Source organism: Dyella nitratireducens (genome assembly GCF_014642835.1).
Taxonomy (GTDB): Bacteria; Pseudomonadota; Gammaproteobacteria; order Xanthomonadales; family Rhodanobacteraceae; genus Dyella_B; species Dyella_B nitratireducens.
On the sequence record NZ_BMJA01000001.1, the window covers coordinates 1,059,975 to 1,079,991 of the forward strand.

Below are 20,017 nucleotides of genomic sequence, written 5' to 3' on the forward strand. Positions count from 1 at the left end.
ATGGCTGATCACTTTGTCTGCGCCGTTCATCTGCCACCCGTTTTGTCCATGATCGTCTTGATATCAGAGTTGCTCTTGGGCGCAGGTTTCTTTTTTGGAGCGTCCTTGGTCTTGGGTGTGGCAGTCTGGTTTTTTTGCGCTGTACCCGCGGCGCTCTCCGTTTTGGCATCCGTGTCGTCACGATGGGGTATGGGTGGTAGCGGCTTCACTGGCAGCACTTCCGGTGGTTGGGTATCGATACTCCGCGTCGGGGTGAACCACACATTCATGAATCCCGCCGACTGGTATGAACCGGTCTCCGCGCGCGCATTGTTGGTTGGCGGCTTATTGACGCCTTGCGTCGCGGGAGCCTTGGCTGGTGGTACGAAAGTAGCGAGCACTGGCGTGTCGTTGAGGTTTTCATTCACGACTCTCGGCGTGATCAGATAGAGCCGCTCCATTTGTACGTGGGATTTCCGCGTGCGCCGAAAGAGTGCCCCTACGCCAGGCACGTTGCTGAGGCCGGGCACACCTGACATGTCGTCGTTGTTGTTCTCGAATTGGAATCCACCGACCAACAGACTCTGGCCATCCTCGACTACGGCCTGCGTGGCCAGATATTTCCGACTTGAACCCGGGACATTGTCGACGCTTGTATTCAGGAAATTCCCGTCCACAATTTCCAGCGTGAGCTTCACTTTGGGAGGACGGCCTTCCACTGGCATAACCAGCGGCGTAGCCCGGAACGACAATCCCGTCGATACCGGCACGAGGTTCGCATAGCGATCGCCCGTGGTTCTGACATAGAGCGACTGCTCGCTGCCCATGAACGCTTCTTCGTTATCCAGCGTCATGACTTTTGGCCGCGAGAGAATGCGTGCCTTGCCCTTCGTTTGCAGCAAAGCGACCCGTGCTCTCAGCTCGCGCAGAGAATTTCCCACCAGCGCCTGATAAGTCAGCCCGTTGCCTCCCGTCACGATTTCACCGTTGTCGCCACGCAACGATAGGTCCACACCGAGGTCGCGTGCGTCGCCGCTATCGAGATCGATGATGGCAACATCGAGTTGCACCAGGCGTTGCGGCCGGTCCAATTGTTCGATGAGCTGCGCATAGATGGGCATCATGGCGGGTGTGTCGAATATCACGACCGAGTTGGTACGTACGTCGGCCTGAATATGCACGCTACGGTCGATGCTGCCCTCGGCTGGATTTCCCTGCGGCTGCTGTCTTGCCAAAAGAGCGAGCAACGCCTGGATGCGCAGGCCTGCGTCGCCATCCGGCGACGATGAATCTCCTAATGGAGCCAATGCCTGGACGATCGCCGCCGTGTCCAGCACGGAAGCGGGATCTTTTTTAGGTGTCGCGTACGCCCCCTGCAATAGATTACGTAACAGGGTGGCAACACCCGGCACTGTATAGAGGTCTGTCCTGTCGCCACGCACGCGCCTTTCCGAATCCTGCGCCTGGGCGTAGTGCAATGGAAAGACGCGTATTTCCATCACCGAATTACTGCTTCCCCCGCTCGCTGGCGGTCTTGCCAACGCTCCGATCATCGACATGTTTCGCTGGCTCAGGCCTAACGCGACACGCTCGCGTTCGCTGTCAAGCGCCTTGGCAACCAGATCCACGTAACGGCTAGGGCCTGAGACAAGCACACTGCCGCCGGAAAACTTCACCGGGAAGCGAGGTTCGATCAGTTCGAGATCTCCGAGTGCACGCATGGCTTGCGCACCGCTCATGGGTGCGATCGCGATAACTTCCGAACGATTGTCCGAACTGGATCCAACGTACATAGTCGAGCCGTCGTAGTACCACGTCAGACCATAGGCGGCTTCCAGTTCGGAAAATATCGATCTCGCCGATTTATTGAACTCGCCATACACATTCCCCCGCACGTCCGGTTGAACAACGACAGGAAACGGCTGGGTCGCGAGAATATCCTTCAAGACTTGTCCTAAAGGCTTTCCTTTCGCCGTATAGGCCACCATGCCATCTCGCCACGGGACCTGCGCCGCGCTTAAGCAGGCCGGCGTCACCAGCGCCATCCCTACGATGCAACGGGCCACCCACCGCAGCCGATGTTTAGTGCCGCTCATTCCATAAGCTCCGTGACCACAGCCATCGCATCCTCGTGGCACATCTCCAAAAGCTGAGCCGTGCACACAACCCGGATGAGCGAACTGAAGTTCTTGACCCCTCCCAAATTGAGCTGAACGTCGCGATCAAGCGAGGACAGCAAGACATTTACCGTCGTCCCGTTACTTTGCGCGATGCATTTCAAGATAGACCAGTAGATACGCTCTAGACGTACACAAGTTGACAAACCATCAAGGCGAATCGACTTTGGCCTGGGTTGCGCCAAACGCATATCCATGCCGTTTAGAAGTACGAAATTCGACTTCACAACCTTTAGTTCTCGGAACCGAAACCTTCCATCCATGTGATGCACCGTAGTACCTAACTTTGTAATTCCTGCTCTACATGAGACCACTTATCAAGACTTTCTTTGGGCGATGGTAGGTATGGAATCTGGATTGTCGGCACTACATAGTTACCGTCCGATGGACGTCTATTTCGGATACGCACTAGCAAGCCGTTAAGAAGATTCATGACTGAACATCATCGATGACTCAAACCTATGGAAGATTTCACGTTGCGTGAAGCGGCCCTTTTCCTTCTTAGAACTTGTTCACGGTCTCTTGCCAATCCACGATACTGCGCAGATGAAACGCAAACGCTACGCAAGTGACATTGTCGACGTTCCTTAAAGTGAATCCATGCATAACCAGAAGTCCTCGGGCGAACTAGTCCCAAGAAGACCTACGATGCATAAGAGCAAGCTCACTGAGCGCGAGATTGTCGCGACGTTGAGGCAAGTCGAAGGCAGTCGACAGGTCAAGCATGTGTGCCGAGAGCTGGGCATTTCAAAAACGACGTACCATGCCTGAAAATCCGAGTACGGCGGCATGAAAGCGACGAATGCACAGCGGCTGCGGGATATCGAAACGGGACATGCCAAGCTCAAGCGGATGCATGCCGAGCTGGCGATGGAAAATCACTCGCCGAAAGATCTCATGGCACGGTGGTTGGACTATCGCGATCCACAGTGCGCTACCAACGCCGGCCTGACTGCGATGAATAGGCAAATTGCGTCGCTGGCTGAATGACGGAGTGGCTTCCGGAACGTGGCCTTGGCAAGCTGTTGCAGCTGATTCGTTGCCGTAGTCTGATGTGGAACCGCAGCAGGATATGGCACCTGTACTGCTTGATGCAGCTTAATCATCGCCGACGTGGCAAGCGGCGAATCCCCAACCCGCATCCGCTGCCGCTGATCTCCCGCGGGCAGATCAACACAGTTGGTCGATATGCGCAGTGGGATGGCACCGTTTTCTTACATTCAACGTCATTGTGACAGCCTCGACGGTCTGACACCCAACGAATTTAGCCTTCAAAACGAACCGGCGACTTCTGATTTAGTTTGGCACTGAAATACGGCGAGTCAATACAGTGACTTTCAAATCAACGCCACTAGACCCCTGCCTTCCCAAACTCTTATTTTTGTCTGTCACTTAGTAAATTTTTCTTATTTACATGATCATCAATGCCAGCAGGTGCTTATTTTGCGTTATCGCGCGCTTTATACAGGTAATACACGATTATTTTATATCGCTCATGATCAGACATTGCAGGCCTTTTCTTCATAAAACTTGAGTAATTAATCACTATTTTTTTAATGGTGGTACATCTCCTAAATCCGCTGCCCGAGCTTTGCCCCGATCGTTCAGTTGGATCGACCGCTTTTGCTTGCGATGCAGGCGTAGATGGATACCCCCGCCAGAAGCGTGCGCGCTTCGCCCCGCAGACTTCGCACTTGGCGCCAGCTGTTTGCAGGAGAGGCACCGAATGACATGCGCTTTTTGTTTTTCTGCCCAGTAGTAGCGACAGTGCCAGCGTTTGCTGCCCGTCGTCATAACCACCAATGCGAGACCGTCCGCGTAGCGAGTGCATAGGGCTTGCCGATGGGTTTGGCGTGCCGGGCAGCCGCATCAAAGAGAGCCATGCTTCGGTTCCTGAAGATGAATCAGGAGCCGACGATGTGCTCTTCAATCGCGCTGCCCTAGCAACCATCCGATATCAGCATCATCCGCAAATGGCCTTAAATATGGCGGTATGCGATGGAGTTCAGTGAACACTGCCGGAATATCGCAACTTTGAAAAATCCGTTGAATCAACGGACTACGGCGACTCTTAGGGGCCGACTCCTCGGATGGGGAGTGGTGGAGCGGGTGAAGGGAATCGAACCCTCGTCAGTAGCTTGGGAAGCTACAGCTCTACCATTGAGCTACACCCGCAACTCGGGCGATGGTAACCGGCGGATGCGGCTTTGGGAATCCTGGGTACGCCCTCAACTTTTCGTCCATGCCATGTTGCGACTAAGCGGCCAGTACGGCGGCTGGTTAAACCGCAGGCAACGAACGATGAGGCCCTAAGCCAACGCTCATGATCCGTGCGCAACATGATCAGCACATACAGGGAATGGTGTCGGGGCGCGACCGGTTTCGCGTGCACCAACATGGAGTGATTTATGCGTGGACCTGATGGTGTTGTATCACTGGCGCGCGGATGGCGCGCCTTCCTGGCTGTTTGCCTGCTGCTATGCACCGGCTTGGCCCTTGCCCAAACCGACGACAGCCAAACTGATGCCACTGCCGACCCGCCGGCGCGCGTGGCCCGGCTTTCCTACGCTTCAGGCGATCTGGGCTTAATGCCGGCAGGCAGTACCGAATGGGCTGCCGCCGATGTGAACCGGCCGTTGACCAACGGCGACAAGCTATCCAGCGGCCCCGACGCCCGCGCCGAGCTGGAGCTGGGCGGTGCAGCGCTGCGCATCAGCAATCAGACCGATATCGGCGTGTTGAACCTCAGCGACCAGATCGGCCAGTTCGAACTGACGCAAGGCACACTGAGCATCACGGTGCGCAACGTCGACCAGGGCGCAGACTACGAAATCGACACGCCAACCCTCGCCCTGGTGATCAACCAGCCCGGTACATTCCGGGTCGACGTGGGCGCCAATGGCAACGGCACCACCGTCACCGTGTTTGACGGCGGCGGCATCGTCTACGGCGAGAACAACGCTCAACGCGAAGTGTTCAGTGGACGCAGCTATCAGTTCGGCGACTCCACGTTGAGCGACATGACAGTCAGTGACATCCAGGGCCGTGACGAATTCGATGCCTGGTCCAACGACCGCGACGCGCAATACGCCAGTAGCAACAGCACCCAATACGTGTCTCCCGACGTCGTCGGCTCGCAGGATTTGAATCAGTATGGCGACTGGCAACAGGACGATGACTACGGCGCCGTGTGGTATCCCACCACGGTGGCGGCCGGGTGGGCGCCGTACAGCCTTGGCCATTGGGTTTGGATCGCCCCGTGGGGTTGGACATGGGTGGATGCCATGCCCTGGGGCTTTGCGCCCTATCACTATGGCCGCTGGGTCTATCTGCACCGCCGCTGGGGATGGATCCCATGTGCTCCACGCGTAAGACCCATCTATGCGCCTGCGCTCGTTGCCTTTGTCGGCATCGGCAGGGGTGGCCCGGTCGGCTGGTTCCCGCTGGGACCGCACGAGGTCTACAACCCGTGGTATCGCGCGTCGCGCAACTACTACACCAACGTCAACCTCACCAACATCCGGATTACGCGCAACATCAATCAGGAAACGGTGATCAACAATATCCACAACCAATATGGTTTCTATCACGAGGGTCGCCCGGTTACCGGCGTGAACTACGCCAACCGCGATATGCCGCACGCCTTCACGGCCATCTCCGCGCAAGCGTTTGCCAGCGCACGCAACGTGCAAGCCAGTCAGGTACGTGTCGATCCGCAGCAATTTGCCCACGCGTCGGTGATGGCAGCAGCGCCGGTGGAGCGTCCCTCCTCGGCCAGCTTCGGCCAGCCGCGCGTGGCGAGTACCCGTCCTTTGCCGTCGGCAGCGTTCAATCGACCGGTCGTGGCAGTGCGCGCGCCCGCCGCTAACGTGGTGGCGGTCGGAGAAATTCACGCGGCTGCGCGCTCCAACGTCCGGGTACTGAACGTGCAGCCGCAAAGCTCACCGCGTGTCGTATCGGGGCAGACCTTCCCGCGCTACGGGGCGCCCGCACAGACGCAAGCGGCACCACGCCCGGTCGAGGAACCTGCACGACCGCAAGCCGCACCACGCCCTGCCGCACCTGCACTGCCACAAGTGCCTCATTTCGCACCGGCTCAGCAGGTCCAACAAACGCCTCGTTACGAGCCTCAGCCATCGGCAGTGCAGCAAGCGCCGCGCTACGCACCGCAACCGTCCATGCAGCAAGAGCAAGAACGACAGGCGATCGAGCAGGAGCGTTTCAACGCCGCGCAACGCGCCCATCAATACGTGCCGGAGCAGCAAGCGCCACGCGAGGTGCAGCCCAACCCGTCGTATATGCCCCAGCAGTATCACTATCAGCCACCGGCGCAATACGCGCGCCCGGAAATGGGGCGTCCGGCGGAGCAACAGCCTCATCCGCAAAGTGCCCCGCATCCTCAGCATGCACCGCCACCGGCCCGCAACGACCAGCAGCACTAGCACCACGCTTTCGAGCAGGGTGCGCCGCGCGATTGCGGCGCACCCCGCGTGGTCTAGGGATAAAGCACAGGCCCGGCGCTACAATGGGCGGATGCAGATCACCCTCAATGGCCACCCGCACGACTGCGGCGACAATCTCTCCGTCACCCAACTGCTGCACGAGGCCGGTTATGCCGGCCGCCGGGTAGCGGTGGAGGTGAATCACGAGATCGTGCCGCGCAGCCAGCACGACGCCTATGCCCTGCGCAGTGGCGACAAGGTGGAAATCGTCCACGCCATCGGCGGCGGCTGAGTTCGCCCCCGGCAGTCCACGCATGAACATCAAGACTCACGACACCACCGATACCTTGGTCATTGCCGGCACGAGTTATCGCTCGCGCCTGCTCACCGGCACCGGCAAATACAAGGACTTGGACGAAACCCGTCGCGCTACGTTGGCGGCCGGTGCCGAAATCGTCACGGCCGCCATCCGCCGCGTGAACCTGGGCCAAGATCCCAACGCCCCGAACCTGCTCGACGCATTGCCGCCCGGCGAGTTCACCCTGTTACCCAACACCGCCGGCTGTTACAACGCGGTGGATGCAGTGCGCACGTGCCGACTGGCGCGAGAGCTGCTGGACGGCCATAAACTGGTGAAGCTGGAAGTGCTGGGCGACGAGCGCACGCTTTTCCCCGATGTGGTGGAAACCCTCAAGGCGGCCGAGCAATTGGTCGCCGACGGTTTCGATGTCATGGTCTACACCAGCGACGATCCCATCCTGGCCAAGAAGCTGGAGCAGATTGGTTGCGTGGCGGTGATGCCGCTGGCCGCACCAATCGGCTCAGGGCTAGGCATCCAGAACAAGTACAACCTGCTGGAAATCATCGAGAACGCAAAGGTGCCGATCATTGTCGACGCCGGTGTGGGTACGGCCTCTGATGCCGCCATGGCGATGGAATTGGGTTGCGATGGGGTGCTGATGAATACCGCCATCGCCGGGGCGAAAGATCCGGTGCTGATGGCGCATGCGATGAAGCTGGCCATCGAGGCCGGACGCGCGGCGTTCCGCGCCGGGAGGATTCCGCGCAAGCGGTTTGCGTCAGCGTCGAGCCCGATCGACGGGACGATTGGTTGAGGCTTTGCTTCCTCTCTCTCCCGGCGGAGAGGGAGAGTAACCCCATCGCATGACTGAAGATCACGACACCTCCAACCACCTGCGCCGCATCCGCAGCTTCGTCCTGCGCGAAGGCCGCATGACGCCTGCCCAGCAGCGCGCGTTCGAAACACATTGGGCGCATTTCGGCATCGATTACACCGGCAAGGCGCAGGATTTCGACGCACATTTCGGCCGCCACGCGCCACGCGTGCTGGAAATCGGCTTCGGCAACGGCGAAGCTCTGGCCTGGGCAAGCGAACACGACCTGGCTCGCGATTACCTCGGCGTGGAAGTGCATGGCCCCGGCGTGGGACGGCTGATGAACGCCCTGGCTGCGCGCGGCGCCACCAACGTGCGCATCTACAAGCATGATGCGGTGGAAGTGTTGGAGCACGAGATCGCTCCCGGCACGCTGGCCGAAGTGCGACTCTGGTTTCCCGATCCCTGGCACAAGAAACGCCACAACAAGCGGCGCATCGTGCAATCCGAGTTCGTGGCCCTGCTTGCCTCGCGCATGGCGCCGAACGGGCTGCTACATCTGGCCACCGACTGGGAGCCTTATGCGCAGCACATGCTGGAGGTGATGGAGGCCGCGCCCGACTGGCGCAACAGCCTCGGACCGGACCAGTTTGCCGAGAAGCCCGCATGGCGGATCGAGACGCACTTCGAGCGGCGCGGATTGAAGCTGGGACATGGCGTGCGGGATCTGCTCTACCGCAGGCGCTAATGCCCGCGTAGGTTGGGGTGCAAACCCCAACATGGGCATATGCATGGTGATGTTGGGGTTTGCACCCCAACCTACGCCACTCGGAAGGGCAACGTCATGCCCGCAATGTGGCAACGATTCACCAGCAAATATGTAAGCAGACTTATACTCCCGCGTTAAACAGGGATGAGTCATCGCGTGAAGCTACTGTTGCCCCACCGCATCCAGCCCTTCCAGGCGCCCGTCAGGGACGATCGACAGTGGCGCTGACCCTTACCCCTGAAATGATCCTGGTGCTGGGGCTGGTGTGCTTCACCATGCTCATGCTGGTGCTGGAATGGATCCGTGCCGACATGGTGGCGCTGCTGGTGGTGGTGGTGATCGGACTGACCGGCCTCATCCCTTCCGATCGCGTCTTCAACGGCTTCGCCGGTAACGCCGTGATCGCCATCATCGCGATCATGATCATGGGCGCAGGACTGGATCGCGCCGGTGTGCTTGGCCTCACTGCGCAGTTCGTGATGCGCATGGCACGCGGCAAGGAGTCTCGGCTGGGCCTGGTGATCAACTCGGTGACCAGCCTCTTCAGCGCGGTGATTCCCAGCCAGGCGCTGGCCGCGCTGATGATTCCCGTGACCAGCCGTCTCTCCGCGCGTACCGGCGTGCCGATCTCGCGCCTGTTGTTGCCGATGGCGTTCTGCATTCTCACCGCCACCAACACCACCCTGATCGCCAACTCGCCGCTGATCGTGCTCAACGACCTGATCGCCAGCGCCAACGCCAACCTCCCGCCCGGTGCGCAGACGGTGCCGAAATTCGGGCTCTTCAGCGTGACGCCGGTGGGTCTCGCGCTGGCGGTGGCCGGCGTGCTGTTCTTCTACCTCTATACCAACAAGCTGCTGCCGGAACGCGAGGACGAACGGCAGAAGGTGACCCCCGGCCGTACCGAAAGCTACTTCGCCGAAACCTACGGCATCGTCGGCGAAACCGCCGAGCTGACGGTCACCGCCGAAAGCCCACTGGTCGGCATGAGCATCGGCGAAGTGGAACAGCTGCACGGCGCGCCGCTGATCCTGGCGATCAAGAGCGGCAATGACGCGCGCATGGCGCCACCGGCCGATCAGGTGATCTGGGTGGGTTCCGTGCTTGGCGTACTGGGGCCACGTGAGGAATTGAACCGCTTTGCCAACAACCAGCTGTGCCGCCTGTCACCACGCATGCGCCAGTTGGGCGAGTTGTTCAATCCGACCCGCGCCGGCATTTCCGAAGCGGTGATTCCGCCCAGCTCGCGCTTCCTCAAGCAATCAGTCGGCGAACTGCGCCTGCGCAAGCGCTACGGCATTTCCGTGCTGGCGGTGACGCGTGGTGATCAGGTCTACCGCGATGATCTACGCGCGGTAAGCCTGCGTACCGGCGATACGCTGGTGCTGCATTCAAGCTGGAAAGCACTGCAGGAGGTCTCTGAGGACAAGGATCTGGTGGTCGTCACTGACGTCCCGCGCGAAGAACAACGGCCCAACAAGATCTGGCAGGCCGTCGGCTTCTTCCTGTTGGCAAAGGGCCTGGCGCTATTCACCAACCTCGACCTTTCCATCGCGATGATGACGGGTGCCATCGGCATGCTGCTCTCTGGCGTGCTGAACATGGACGAGGCTTATCGCGCGGTGAACTGGAAGACCATCTTCGTCACCGCCTGCCTGATTCCCCTGGGCTGGTCGATGGATTCCACCGGCACTGCCGCGTGGGTGGCGCAGGAAGTGTTGCTGCATCTGGGCCATGCATCGCCATGGATCCTGCAGCTCTCACTGGCGCTCCTCACCTTGCTGTTCTCGCAAGTGATGTCGAACGTAGGTGCCACGGTGATGATGGTGCCGGTGGCAATCAGCGTTGCAGTGGCCACGGGCGGCAATCCTTCTGCCTATGCGTTGATTGTCGCGGTGTCTTCATCCAACACCTTCCTGCTCAGTTCCGGTCACCCTGCCCTGATGATGGTTACCGGTCCGGGTGATTACAGCGCGCGGGATTTCCTGCGTGCAGGCGTGCCGCTGACGTTTATCGTGCTGGTGATCACGCTGGTCGCCATCAATCTTATGTACCGTTGATAAGATTTATTCTGGCCAAGCTACCCGGCAAACATCTGTGACAACACCTCCTCACGACCCACGCCTTGCCGTGATCGGACTCGGCTACGTCGGCCTGCCGCTCGCTGTAGAATTCGGACGGCTATTGGACACCCTCGGTTACGACATTGATGCCGCGCGCGTGGATGCGCTGCAACGAGGCGCGGATGGCAACCAGGAAACAACAGCCGAGGAACTGGCCGCTGCGACGAAACTGCGTTTCAGTACTGACGTGGATGCGTTGAGTGATTGCAACGTGTTCATCATCACCGTGCCGACACCGGTGGATGAGCATAAGCGTCCCGACTTCACACCGCTTATTCGCGCCAGCCAGATGATTGGCAGCGTGTTGAAGCCGGACGATGTAGTGATCTACGAATCCACCGTCTATCCAGGCGCCACGGAAGAAATCTGCGTGCCGGAACTGGAGCGCACTTCCGGCTTGCGTTTCAATCATGATTTCACCGTGGGCTACAGCCCCGAGCGCATCAATCCCGGCGACAAGCTGCGGCGTCTTACCACCATCCCCAAAATCACTTCCGGCTCCACGCCTGAAGCGGCAAATTTCGTCGATGCGCTGTACGCACGCATCATCACTGCCGGTACGCACAAGGCGCCGAGTTTGAAAGTGGCGGAAGCTGCCAAGGTGATCGAGAACACACAACGCGATGCCAACATTGCCTTGATCAACGAATTCGCGTTGATCTTCCATCGCCTGGGCATCGATACGCAGGATGTGCTCGATGCGGCGCGTACCAAATGGAACTTCCTGCCGTTTCAGCCAGGCCTTGTCGGTGGCCATTGCATCGGCGTCGATCCGTATTACCTGATCCAGAAAGCGCAATCGACCGGCTATTACCCCGATATCCTGCTTGCCTGCCGCCGCATCAATGACGCAATGGGTCAGCACGTGGCCGCGGAAGTAATCAAGCTGATGGTGGGCCAAGGCCATGCGATCCGCGGCAGCCGCGTACTGGTGCTGGGTCTCACCTTCAAGGAAAACTGCCCGGATCTGCGCAACACGCGCGTGGTTGATCTGGTGCATGAACTGGAAAGCTTCGGCGCCGCCGTCGACGTGCATGATCCCTGGGCGGATACGGAAGAAGCACACAAGCACTACGGCATGCGCTTGCTACCCACGGTGGATGCGACAGGAAGCTATGCAGCCGTGGTACTTGCGGTGGCGCATCAGCAATTCAAAGCGGGTGGCGCGTATGACGTACGCGCGCTGACGATGCCCAATGGTGTGGTGTACGACATCAAGGGCGTGCTACCGAAAGAGCTGGTGGACGCACGACTGTAGGTTGGGGTGCAAACCCCAACATTGCCATCCATATGGGCACCATGAAGTTGGGGTTTGCACCCCAACCTACGCACCTAACAGGACTTCGCCCTGCTCCACTCGCACCGGCACCACCCGCAGGCTTTCTCCCTTGCAGGGGCCGCTCACGCATTCACCCGTGTCTACCCCAAAGCAAGCACCATGTGCGGCGCATACCAGCATACCCTTCGACAACAGGAACTTGCCGGGCGCCCAATCCAAACGACGGCCGGCGTGCGGACAGATGTTCAGCCAGGCATTCACGTGTTCGCCACGCCGCAACAGGATGATGCTTTCCTCGCCATCCGGCAGCACCACATCCAGCGCCATCGCCTCGCCTTCGGGCATATCGTGCAGCCGGCACAGGCGGCGGGGTGGGGTTGCTGTTTCCATCGGCACTTGCCTTATGGGCCCTATGGCCTCATCGTTACGCGCGTAAGTCCTTGATTTTACCACACGGATTTTTAACATGCGCGTCGTCCTACCGCTTCTGCACCGCCGTCGTCACCCGCTCGCCCAGGCGTTGTCCGTGGTGCTGGGCCTGATTGTGGTCGGCGTGCTGATGGTGTTCGGCCTGGTCGTGGCTGGCGTGCTGACCGTTGGCGGTGCGCTATGGCTGGTGTGGAGACAGTGGAAGCGCGCCCGCGTTGGGATGCCTGGCGCTGCCAAGCAGGCGCGTCAGCCGGAAGTGCTGGAAGGCGAATATGTCGTCATCCGCAGCTCTCGCCCGGTCACTCATCACTGAGCAAAATTCGGATAGCTGCCATCGGGTAGCGCACCTAAGCTGACGGCAACGTTCCTTTTTGGATACTGCCATGCGCAACTCCCTCGCCACCCTTGAAGCTCCGCTGGAACACGTCCGCGCGCTGATCGAGCGCGCGACGGAAGCTCCCTCGCTCACCGCATTGGCGGATGCCGCTAAGCTCAGCCCGAGCCATCTGCAACGGGCATTCCGCCGCCGCTATGGCATGAGCCCGGCCGAATACCACCGCGCCCGCCGCTTCGGCCAATTCAAGACCGCCTTGCGCAAAGGCGCCGCCGTGACTGATGCGGTTTACGACGCCGGCTTCGGCTCAGGCAGCCGCGTGTATGAACACACCAATCGCCTGCTCGGCATGACGCCAGCCAGCTATCGCGCTGGCGGCGCGGGCGCGCATATCCGCTACACCACCACCAGCACCCCGCTGGGACAATTGCTGGTGGCGGCAACGGCCAAAGGCATCTGTTCCGTCACGCTGGGCGCCAACGACAAAGAACTGGAGCAACGGCTGGCTGATGAATTTCCCAAAGCCAGCTGCGAGCGCGTCGACAATGGACGCGAAGAATGGCTGGACGCCGTGATCGCTCGCATTGCCACACAACTAGGCTGGAGCGATCGCGAAGCGCCAGACATGCCACCGCTCGACATCGCCGCTACCGCCTTCCAGTGGCGCGTGTGGGAAGCACTCACACGTATTCCTGCCGGCACCACCAAAAGCTACGGCGAACTGGCTGCAGAACTCGGCAAACCTGGTGCGGCCCGCGCCATCGGGCAAGCATGCGGCAACAATCGTCTCGCCTTGATCGTGCCTTGCCATCGCATAGTGCGCGAAGATGGATCGCTCGGTGGTTGGCGCTGGGGTGTTGAGCGCAAGCGTGCTTTGCTTGAGCAGGAAGAGCAGCGTGGCACGAACGCACGTTCGTCATGAACCACTCATCCCCTGAAAGGTGAATGAGAGGGAGCTTCGCCTAGCATGCCTTCAGGTCGATACCTCGTTTCGAAAGCGGGGACATCGATCGTTGCGCTCACCTTGATTCCCCATCAACGCCATCTTGCGAGGCTTTCGCTACTGCAATGCTCGCCATGCAGGTATCGTTGAAGTCTCCTTTCCCCACACACATCGATGAACGATTCCGCTAACAACACGCTTGCCATGGCAAGCGACCAGAGCCGTGCTGGCAAATGGGTGCCGCTGGCGATGTTTGCGTTGTACATCGTATGGGGTTCCACCTACTTAGGCATACGCATTGCGCTGGAAAGCTATCCGCCGTTTCTGCTGGCAGGCTTGCGCTTTGCTATCGCAGGCTCGCTGCTATTCGGCTATCTGCGCTTGCGTGGCGCTGCCTTGCCGACTGCACGCCAATGGCGAAACGCGGCCATCACCGGTGTGCTCTTGCTGGGTTTCGGCAACGGGCTGGTGTGCTATGCCGAAGAGAGCGTGAGTTCGGGTGTTTCGGCGGTAACCGTGGCGAGCATGCCGTTGTTCGCGGCGATCTTTGCCGGCCTGTACAAAGATTGGCCGACACGCAGCGAAACGATCGGCCTGCTCATTGGTTTCGTCGGCGTGATCGTGCTGAATCTCGGTAGTGCATTGTCGGGCTCGCATGTGGGTGCGGCGGCCTTGCTTGTAGCATCCATGGCGTGGGCCTTCGGCTCGGTGTGGAACAAACACCAGGACATGCCGCAAGGGATGATGAATACCGCTGCGCAAATGCTGTGCGGGAGCATCGCCTTGTTCGCTGTGGCATTTCTCAGTGGTGAGAAGCTGCCCACGCATCCCACGCTGCATGCCACGCTGGCAGCGGGCTATCTGGTGGTGTTCGGATCACTGGTGGCGTTCAGTGCTTATCTCTATGTGCTGAAGCATGCACGCCCTGCCTTTGCGACCAGCTATGCCTATGTCAACCCGCCGGTTGCCGTGCTGTTCGGTGTATTGCTGCTGGGAGAGACGGTCGGTCCTTACGACGTGGCTGGCATGGCGGTCATTTTGTTTGGCGTGGGGATCATCACGCTGGCCAAGCTGCGCCGCGCACGTTAGCTGTCACAAACAAACGCCACAAACCGCTTGCCGCCGCGCTAAAAGCCCCATCACCATAGCCGCATCGCTGACGGAGGCATGCGCGCATGGGCAAGGCGAATGACGGTTGGATGGCACGCGCTGCCTTGCGCAGCGCTGCGTGGGCGGAACGCTGGTTTCCCGATGCATGGGTTTTTGCGGCACTGGGTGTGATCGTGGTGGCCGTTGTAGTGTTGGCTTTCGGCGCTACGCCGGCCGTCACCGTGAATGCATTCGGCGATGGCTTCTGGAGCCTGATTCCTTTCACCATGCAGATGGCCTTCGTGGTAATCGGGGGCTATGTGGTGGCCAGTGCTCCGATCGTGGCGCGCTTTATCGACCTGCTGGCACGCGTGCCACGTACGGGGCGTGGTGCGATCTGTTTCGTGGGTTTGATCAGCATGCTGGCCTCACTGCTGTCATGGGGTTTTTCGCTCGTATTCGGCGGTTTGCTGGTGCGTGCGCTGGCACGACGCGAAACCTTGCGCATGGACTATCGCGCAGCGGGTGCTGCGGCTTATCTGGGACTGGGCGCGGTGTGGGCCATGGGCCTGTCTTCGTCCGCCGCGCAACTGCAAGCCAATCCCAAGAGCATGCCGCCGGGTCTGCTCTCCATCACCGGCGTGCTGCCTTTCAGCCAGACGATTTTTCTGTGGCAGTCGGTCGTGCTCACCGCCGTGCTGATCGCGGTGTCACTGATGATCTGCTGGTTCACGGCACCGTCTGATACGCAGGCGCGCACCGCACAGGATTTTGGCGGCATGGACACGGCCACACCGGCCTTGCCGTTGCGCAGCCGTCCTGGCGAATGGCTCGAATACAGCCCGCTGCTCTCCATCCTGATGGGTGTACTCGGCCTGGGCTGGCTCGGTTACGAGTTCACCAGCAAGCCGGTCGTCACCGCGATCGCCAACCTCAATACGTACAACTTCCTGTTCCTCACCGTCGGCTTGCTGCTGCATTGGCGGCCACGCAGTTTTCTCAATGCCGTGACACGCGCGGTACCCAGCACGGCGGGCGTGTTGATCCAGTTTCCGCTCTATGGCGGCATTGCCGCACTGCTGACGCATGCGGCTGGTGCAGACGGCCAGACACTCGCCCATCGCCTGTCCAGCCTGTTTGTGCATATCGCTTCCACCGGTACGTTTCCGCTGGTGATGGGGGCGTACTCGGCCGTGCTTGGTTTCTTCGTGCCGTCGGGCGGCGGCAAGTGGCTGGTGGAAGCGCCGTACGTGATGCAGGCGGCGAACGATTTGCACGTGCACCTTGGCTGGGCGGTACAGGTCTACAACGCCGCCGAAGCATTGCCGAATTTGATCAATCCGTTCTGGATGTTGCCGCTGCTCGGCGTACTGGGATTGAAAGCACGCGATGTGGTTGGATTCACCTTCATGCAGCTACTGGTGCACGTGCCACTGGTGCTCGGCTTGCTGTGGCTGCTGGGACTAACGCTGCAATACGTGCCGCCCGCTCAGCCTTAAACACACAGTTGAGGTGCAAACCCCAACATTGCCATGTGCATCGCTGCGTTGGGGTTTGCACCCCAACCTACGTTCAACTACCTTCAACCCGCGCTCGCCCGCAGCGCTGCAGCCAAAATGCGCACCGCGCCACGCATTCTCGGATCGGTGACACGGTGATGCAGCATCACTTCGGTCAGCGGCAGCCGCGGCAGGCCCAGGCGCTCACTGACATCAACCAATGTGGGAGCGCAGACCCGCTGCGGCAACGGCGCGACGGCGAGCCCCGCAGCAGCGGCAGCCACGACCGCGGGCAAGCCACCACCCACGAATACTTCGGCCCACGGCACGCCAGCATCGTCCAGGGTTTTCAGTGCCCGCGCGCGGATCGTGCACGGCGCGGCCAGCGAGGCGATACGCAGCGGCTCCTCGCGTGGCCATTCGAAGCCTGGCAAGGCATACCACGCATACGGTTCCACGAATAAACGCTCGCCGTCGCCACGTACGCCGTCACGGCAAACGATCGCCACGTCCACGTCGCCGCGGTCATAGGCCGCGAGCAGACCGTGTGACGCACCGACACGCACCTCCATGCTCAAGGCGCGGTCGTACGCGCCGAGCTTGGCGAGCAGCGCCGGCAAGTCCGTGCCGGCGGCCTGGTCGCTAATGCCGATGCGCAAGTTGAGCCGCGCGGCAACCCGCCGATGCAGTGCGCGTTCGTGCGCATCCAAGAGCTCACGCGCGGCACCCAGAAAAGCCTCACCTTCTGACAACAGGCGCACGCGCCGCGGGGTGCGCTCCAGCAAGCGGTGCCCAAGCCGGTCTTCCAGGCGCTTGAGCTTCAGGCTGATGGCGGATTGCGTGGTGCCAATCGCTTCGGCGGCGCGGGTAAAGCTGTTGAGGTCGGCCACCAGCACGAAAGCCTGTACGGCATCCAGGTCCAGCGGCCGGCGCAGATAAGCATTTTCATTTGTCATGACTAAATCGCTCAATCATGAGTGTTACTTATCTTAGACCCGGACTAGCATGGCCGCCAAGCTGGTTTGCCACAGGAGTTGGGCATGAATACGCAAAACGTCGCGGGCGACCCGCGGCGGTGGCTGGCTTTACCCGTGTTGCTGGCGGGTGCGTTTTTGCCACCGTTGGATTTTTTTATCGTGAACGTGGCACTGCCTTCCATCCGCGCCGCCCTGCATGCGAGTGCCGCGCAGCTGCAATTCGTGATTTCAGCCTATGCGGCGACCTATGCCGTGTTCCTGATCACGGGCGGCCGGTTGGGCGATCTGTATGGCCGCCGGCGGATGTTCCTGCTCGGCATCGCAGGATTCACGCTGGCCTCGCTGTTGTGTGGATTGGCATGGTCGTCAGAGGCGCTGCTGGCCGGACGCGTATTGCAAGGCATGACTGCAGCCGCCCTGGCGCCGCAAGTGCTGGCATCGATCCGCGTGATGTTCCCGCATGACGAACAACCGCGTGCCCTGGGTCTCTACTCCGCCACGTTCGGCGTGGCGGCAACGCTTGGGGCCTTGCTCGGCGGCGGGCTGGTATCGAGCCATCTGTGGGGTATGGGCTGGCAGTTGATCTTTCTGGTGAATTTGCCACTAGGCGTGGCTGCGCTGATCGCCGGTTTTGTACTGTTGCGCGAATCACGCGCCGAACATGCGTTGCGATTGGATCTGGGTGGCGTCGCGTTGCTGTCGATCGCCCTGGCCTTGCTGGTGTATCCGCTGGTGGAAGGTCGTGAGCAGGGCTGGCCGGCATGGACCTACGTGATGCTGATCGGCTCGCTTGCCATGTTCATCGTCTTCGTGCGTTTTGAAGCGCATGTGGCAAAGCATGGCGGTTCACCGCTGATCGACGTGCGGCTGTTTGGTGAAGGTGATTTTTCCATAGGGATATTGGCTGCCCTGGGGATCTACCTCACCTCATCCTTTTTCCTCACTTATGCGGTTTATCTGCAGAGCGGCCTGCAGCACAGCGCATTGCAGGCGGGATTGGCGACCGTGCCATTCACCATCGGCTTTTTCTGCGGCTCCATGCTGGCATCGCGTTTGATCGACGCGCTGGGTCATCGCGCTTTACCACTGGCGTGTGTCTGCGAAGCATTGGGTTTTGGCGTCCTGATCGCCACGGTATTGCATGCGTTGCCACATGGCGCGCTTGTGCCAGGACTTGCTGTGGCGGGCTTCGGTTTTGGTGTCGCGCTGCCGGCACTCATTCGCACCGTTATCAGCAGCGTGGAAACCAAGCATGCGGGCTTGGCTTCGGGCATGGTGATTACTGCTTTACAGATCAGCGCAGCGCTGGGCGTAGCGATTATTGGCGGCGTGTTCTACACGGTGCTGCATGGACAGATTAGTGCGAAAGCCTACGACCATGCGTTTGCAACGGGACTATGTTGCAACGCCGGTGCGCTGCTTTTGGTGACCTTGTTGTCGATGAGCATGGGGCGTGCCAAACAAAACAACGCGCAGACCAGAGTCGTGGTAACGATGGATTGAATATGGGTTGGGGAGTGAATCCCCAACCCACATGGTCGGCTTATAGTTCGCGCAAGGCCGTCGTGACGGGCAAACGCGCCGCACGCAAGGCCGGAAACAAACCGCCGACGAAGCCGATCGCCAACGCCCATTTCAAACCTTCCCACAACAGCACCGGCGTTACTTTGAACGTAAACGCAAGCTGCCCGGTGGTACCGCTGGCCAAGGTGGAAGCAGTCCAGCCATTGAAAATCAGCCAGGCCAGCAGGCCGCCGACCACGCCGCCAAGCAAGGCCAGCATCATCGTTTCCACCATCACTGCCACGACGACTGGCACACCGCGAAAACCGATGGCGCGCAACGTCGCGATTTCGCGTGCACGCGCAGCCACGGCAGCGAACATGGTGTTGAGCGCACCGAAGATGGCGCCGATCGCCATGATCGAGCCCACGGTAATGCCCATTACGCGCATCACCTTGCTCATGCCTTCGGATTGCTTGCTGAAGTAGTTGACGGTCGTGTCCACATCCACCTGCAAGCGCGGATCGCCAGCCAGGGCTGCCTTGAACGTATCGAGCGCCTTGGCGTCCGTGAGCTTTACGAACACCGACGTCCGACTGCTGCCACGGCGATAAGTATCCGCAACGACGTTCGCGTCGCCCCAGATCTCCGAATCGTACGCGTCACCGGAAGCGAACACACCAACGACACGCCAGGTTTGTGCGCCCAGTTTCACGTCATGCCCGGGTTGCAAGCCTGCGAATTGCCGCTGCGCGCCCTGCCCCACGACCAGCTCGCGCATGCCAGGTTGAAAGTTACGGCCCGCGATAATCTTCGCATTCGGACGCAACGCCCACGCCTGCTCGCCCACACCACGCACTTGCACGCTACCTTCTTCATCGGGGCCGCCACCCTTGACCGGCAGATTGGCAGCGACCACGATTTCGCCCGAGGTGATGGGTTTGCCCTGCTTGTCGCGCGCGATACCGGCCGCTTGCTCGATCACCACGATGCTGTCATGAGACAGCACGGAGCTGACCTCGGTGGCCGAGCCGCCACGCAGCACGATGGCAGTGTCTTCGCTGCCGGTCTTGCTCAGTGTTTCGCTATAGCCTTCGCCCATCGCCAGCAGTGCTACCAGCACGCCGACGACGCCGGCAATACCGATAACCACCACCGATGACGAACCCAACCGCTGCCTGAGCGTACTGATACCCACGCCGGTGACCGATGCCGCCTGCCGCCCACGCAGGCTAAATGCCATCCATGCGGCAAACACCACAACCAACGCAAGCACTCCGTACCATGGCAATTGCACCCAGATCAGCAAGGCCGCGATCAACAGCAACAACACGCCGAGATTGAATAGAAACTTCATGT

The 20,017-nt window shown here is 60.2% G+C and carries 16 protein-coding genes, 1 tRNA gene and 1 pseudogene; 12 read left to right on the plus strand and 6 right to left on the minus strand.

All coding sequences use genetic code 11. The features are described from left to right. Window positions 1–26: 26 nt before the first annotated feature. Window positions 27–2,075, minus strand: a complete 2,049-nt coding sequence (gene sctC, locus IEX75_RS04960) for a type III secretion system outer membrane ring subunit SctC (protein ID WP_188793116.1) — start codon at window positions 2,073–2,075, stop codon at window positions 27–29. Then, the gene (locus IEX75_RS24410; RefSeq protein ID WP_425490505.1) at window positions 2,072–2,419 is read right to left on the minus strand and encodes a ribbon-helix-helix domain-containing protein; all 348 of its coding nucleotides are present in this window, start codon (window positions 2,417–2,419) and stop codon (window positions 2,072–2,074) included. Before IEX75_RS24410 ends, sctC begins: the two co-directional genes overlap by 4 nt. Before the next feature lie 385 nt (window positions 2,420–2,804). Here IEX75_RS24410 and IEX75_RS24415 point away from each other — a divergent pair. Beyond that, window positions 2,805–3,387, plus strand: a pseudogene (locus tag IEX75_RS24415) (transposase); the annotation flags it as partial. Between the two features lie 870 nt (window positions 3,388–4,257). Here IEX75_RS24415 and IEX75_RS04975 read toward each other — a convergent pair. Further along, window positions 4,258–4,331 (minus strand) — tRNA-Gly (locus IEX75_RS04975). Window positions 4,332–4,564: 233 nt separating this feature from the next. On the opposite strand from IEX75_RS04975, the gene IEX75_RS04980 reads away from it, so the two are divergent. The 6 genes from IEX75_RS04980 to IEX75_RS05005 all read left to right on the plus strand — a co-directional run bounded on the left by IEX75_RS04980 (window position 4,565) and on the right by IEX75_RS05005 (window position 11,863). Further along, window positions 4,565–6,598 (plus strand): DUF6600 domain-containing protein, encoded by a 2,034-nt coding sequence (locus tag IEX75_RS04980; RefSeq protein ID WP_188793118.1) that lies wholly within the window; start codon window positions 4,565–4,567, stop codon window positions 6,596–6,598. A gap of 91 nt (window positions 6,599–6,689) precedes the next feature. Next, window positions 6,690–6,890, plus strand: a complete 201-nt coding sequence (gene thiS, locus IEX75_RS04985) for a sulfur carrier protein ThiS (RefSeq protein WP_188793119.1) — start codon at window positions 6,690–6,692, stop codon at window positions 6,888–6,890. A gap of 22 nt (window positions 6,891–6,912) precedes the next feature. Then, window positions 6,913–7,713 (plus strand): thiazole synthase, encoded by an 801-nt coding sequence (locus IEX75_RS04990; RefSeq protein WP_188793120.1) that lies wholly within the window; start codon window positions 6,913–6,915, stop codon window positions 7,711–7,713. Between the two features lie 49 nt (window positions 7,714–7,762). Further along, complete coding sequence (gene trmB, locus IEX75_RS04995) at window positions 7,763–8,461, plus strand: tRNA (guanosine(46)-N7)-methyltransferase TrmB (protein WP_188793121.1); 699 nt, start codon at window positions 7,763–7,765, stop codon at window positions 8,459–8,461. Window positions 8,462–8,724: 263 nt separating this feature from the next. After that, a complete protein-coding gene (locus IEX75_RS05000; RefSeq protein ID WP_188794327.1) occupies window positions 8,725–10,542 on the plus strand; it encodes an SLC13 family permease in 1,818 nt (605 codons plus the stop codon). A gap of 37 nt (window positions 10,543–10,579) precedes the next feature. Beyond that, window positions 10,580–11,863: a nucleotide sugar dehydrogenase gene (locus IEX75_RS05005; protein WP_188793122.1), complete on the plus strand. Its 1,284-nt coding sequence runs from the start codon at window positions 10,580–10,582 to the stop codon at window positions 11,861–11,863. 66 nt (window positions 11,864–11,929) lie between these two features. Here IEX75_RS05005 and IEX75_RS05010 read toward each other — a convergent pair whose 3' ends face one another. Further along, entirely contained in the window at window positions 11,930–12,274 is a 345-nt protein-coding gene (locus IEX75_RS05010) for a Rieske (2Fe-2S) protein (RefSeq protein ID WP_188793123.1), read from the minus strand. A 76-nt stretch (window positions 12,275–12,350) separates the two neighbouring features. On the opposite strand from IEX75_RS05010, the gene IEX75_RS05015 reads away from it, so the two are divergent. From IEX75_RS05015 to IEX75_RS05030, 4 genes are all read left to right on the plus strand, one after another. Further along, window positions 12,351–12,626, plus strand: a complete 276-nt coding sequence (locus IEX75_RS05015; protein WP_188793124.1) for a hypothetical protein — start codon at window positions 12,351–12,353, stop codon at window positions 12,624–12,626. A 70-nt stretch (window positions 12,627–12,696) separates the two neighbouring features. Continuing rightward, window positions 12,697–13,569, plus strand: a complete 873-nt coding sequence (locus IEX75_RS05020; protein ID WP_188793125.1) for a methylated-DNA--[protein]-cysteine S-methyltransferase — start codon at window positions 12,697–12,699, stop codon at window positions 13,567–13,569. 225 nt (window positions 13,570–13,794) lie between these two features. Further along, window positions 13,795–14,679 (plus strand): drug/metabolite exporter YedA, encoded by an 885-nt coding sequence (yedA, locus tag IEX75_RS05025; RefSeq protein WP_229720759.1) that lies wholly within the window; start codon window positions 13,795–13,797, stop codon window positions 14,677–14,679. Window positions 14,680–14,789: 110 nt separating this feature from the next. After that, a complete protein-coding gene (locus IEX75_RS05030; RefSeq protein ID WP_188794328.1) occupies window positions 14,790–16,178 on the plus strand; it encodes a short-chain fatty acid transporter in 1,389 nt (462 codons plus the stop codon). Between the two features lie 83 nt (window positions 16,179–16,261). On the opposite strand, the gene IEX75_RS05035 is transcribed toward IEX75_RS05030, so the two are convergent. Next, window positions 16,262–17,134, minus strand: coding sequence for a LysR family transcriptional regulator (locus IEX75_RS05035; RefSeq protein WP_188793127.1), 873 nt, complete (start codon window positions 17,132–17,134; stop codon window positions 16,262–16,264). Window positions 17,135–17,218: 84 nt separating this feature from the next. Between IEX75_RS05035 and IEX75_RS05040 the strand changes: the two genes are divergently transcribed. Continuing rightward, window positions 17,219–18,658: an MFS transporter gene (locus IEX75_RS05040; protein ID WP_188793128.1), complete on the plus strand. Its 1,440-nt coding sequence runs from the start codon at window positions 17,219–17,221 to the stop codon at window positions 18,656–18,658. Window positions 18,659–18,698: 40 nt separating this feature from the next. Here IEX75_RS05040 and IEX75_RS05045 read toward each other — a convergent pair whose 3' ends face one another. Next, window positions 18,699–20,015, minus strand: a complete 1,317-nt coding sequence (locus IEX75_RS05045) for an ABC transporter permease (protein ID WP_188793129.1) — start codon at window positions 20,013–20,015, stop codon at window positions 18,699–18,701. Window positions 20,016–20,017: the final 2 nt, after the last annotated feature.